This is a genomic window from Pseudomonas sp. R62, assembly GCF_000257605.1.
GTDB lineage: Bacteria > Pseudomonadota > Gammaproteobacteria > Pseudomonadales > Pseudomonadaceae > Aquipseudomonas > Aquipseudomonas atacamensis.
Window position 1 is genome coordinate 1,464,956 of the sequence record NZ_JH635999.1, and the last position, 2,280, is coordinate 1,467,235.

At 63.0% G+C, this 2,280-nt stretch carries 2 protein-coding genes; both read left to right on the top strand.

Going from position 1 to position 2,280, the window contains the following annotated elements:
• Nucleotides 1-1,547: molybdopterin cofactor-binding domain-containing protein (locus OQK_RS24710; protein WP_016774787.1), on the top strand; the 1,547-nt coding region annotated here is incomplete at its 5' end.
• A gap of 25 nt (nucleotides 1,548-1,572) precedes the next feature.
• Nucleotides 1,573-1,905 carry a hypothetical protein gene (locus OQK_RS24715; RefSeq protein ID WP_016774788.1) on the top strand — a complete coding sequence of 111 codons (333 nt, stop codon included), beginning with the start codon at nucleotides 1,573-1,575 and terminating at the stop codon, nucleotides 1,903-1,905.
• Nucleotides 1,906-2,280: the final 375 nt, after the last annotated feature.

Sequence of the window (2,280 nt, forward strand, 5' to 3'; positions counted from 1 at the left end):
CGATCTGGCGAAAAACCCTCGGCATCGCCAAGGAAGATGTGCGCCTGATCTCGCCGTATATCGGCGGTGGTTTCGGCGGTAAAGGCACGATTCTTTGCGACGCAGTGTTGGCATCCCTGGCCGCTCGACATGCCGGGCGAGCGGTGAAAGTCGCGCTGCCGCGGCCGCTGATGTTCAACAACCTGACCCATCGTCCGGCGACGCTTCAGCGCCTGCGCATCGGTGCCAACCGTGACGGCGTGATCACGGCGATCGGCCACGAGAGCTGGTCGGGCAATCTGCGCGGTGGTCGCGCCGAAGCGGCTACCGCGTCAACCCGCTTGCTTTACGCCGGTGCCAATCGCATGACTCGTTTGAACCTGGCCGTGCTCGATCTCGCCGAGGGTTCGGCGATGCGCGCGCCGGGCGAGGCACCGGGGATGATGGCGCTGGAAATCGCCATGGATGAACTGGCCGAAAAGCTGCAGATGGATCCGCTGCAGTTGCGCATCCTCAACGACTCGCAGGTCGATCCTGAGCAACCGGCGCGGCCGTTCTCCAAACGGCAGTTGGTGGAATGCCTGAACACTGGGGCCGAACGCTTTGGCTGGCGTCAGCGCAACCCTCAACCCGGTCAGCGCCGTGAGGGCGGTTGGCTGATCGGCATCGGGCTGGCCTCGGCGATTCGCGGCGCACCGACGACCGCTTCGGCGGCGCGGGTGCGTCTCGATCGTCAAGGCGTCATCACCGTGGAAACCGACATGACCGACATCGGCACCGGCAGTTACACCATCATCGCCCAGACCGCTGCCGAAATGATGGGCGTGCCGCTGGACCGTGTCGTGGTGCACTTGGGCGATTCGCGGTTTCCGGAATCGTCGGGCTCCGGCGGCCAGTGGGGCGCCGCCTCCTCCACTGCCGGCGTATATGCCGCGTGCGTGAAACTGCGTGAAGCCGCCGCTCACGCCGTCGGGATTGACCCGCAGCAAGCCGAGTTTGTCGACGGGCAAATTCGCGCAGGCTCGCAGCAGGTTGGCTTGGCTCAGGCCGCAGCCAATGGCGAGCTGACGGGCGAGGACCGCATGGAATACGGTGACCTTGCCCAGCGCTTCGCCCAGCAGACCTTCGGCGCGCATTTCGCCGAGGTCGCGGTCAATGCGGCGACCGGCGAAATTCGCCTGCGTCGGCAACTGGCCGTGTGCGCCGCCGGGCGCATCCTCAACCCGAAAACTGCGCGCAGCCAGATCATCGGCGGCATGACCATGGGCGCCGGCGCGGCATTGATGGAAGAGCTGGCGGTGGATCATCGAATCGGCTTTTTCGTCAATCACGATCTGGCCGGATACGAGGTGCCGGTGCACGCCGACATTCCCCATCAGGAAGTAGTATTTCTCGATGAAGTTGACCCCTATGCCACCCCGCTGAAGGCCAAAGGCGTTGGCGAGCTGGGTATCAGCGGCGCCGCGGCGGCGATCGCCAATGCGATCTATAACGCTTGCGGCGTGCGGGTGCGCGCTTATCCAATTACGCTGGATAAACTCATCGGCGAGTTGTCCTACCCGGTCTGAGACTGGATCACGCAGGATATCGCCCATGTACCCCACCACCCCCGATGGCCGCTATTTTGTGGTCAAGCAGCAACTCTGGCGTTGCAGCAATCCAGCGCTGCCGGCCGCCGAGCGTGAGACGTTTGTAGCCGAACTCATGTCAGCGCGGCGTGCGGTCAAAGAGGCAAAGCGTGGCGACGATGCACAGGCGTTGAAGTCAGCGAGAGCTCGCGTCAACGACGCCAAAGTCGCGCTGGGTGAGCGCGGGCCGGTGTGGTGGGATGACGGCAGCCCGGATTACAACCGATTCAAAGGGAGCAATACACCGTATGCGCAGTGGTTTGCCCAACTGCCAGACAAGAACGGCGGACCTGCCTGAGTACTGATGGCCTGCAGAACCCCAATCAAACAAGCAACGCAGGTCCCCTGTGGGAGCGAGCTTGCTCGCGAATGCATTGGGTCAGGCAATGAAGATGTTGAATGTGCCGCCCTCTTCGCGAGCAAGCTCGCTCCCACACTGGATTTTGCATGTCGCCGGGATTTGGCACACGCCGCGAAAACCTGTGGGAGCGAGCCTGCTCGCGAATGCATTGGGTCAGGCAATGAAGATGTTGAATGTGCCGCCGTCTTCGCGAGCAGGCTCGCTCCTACATCGGGCTTTGTGTGTTCGCCGGGATTTTGCAGGCGCCGCGAAAACCTGTGGGAGCGAGCCTGCTCGCGAATGCATTGGGTCAGGCAATGAAGATGTTGAATG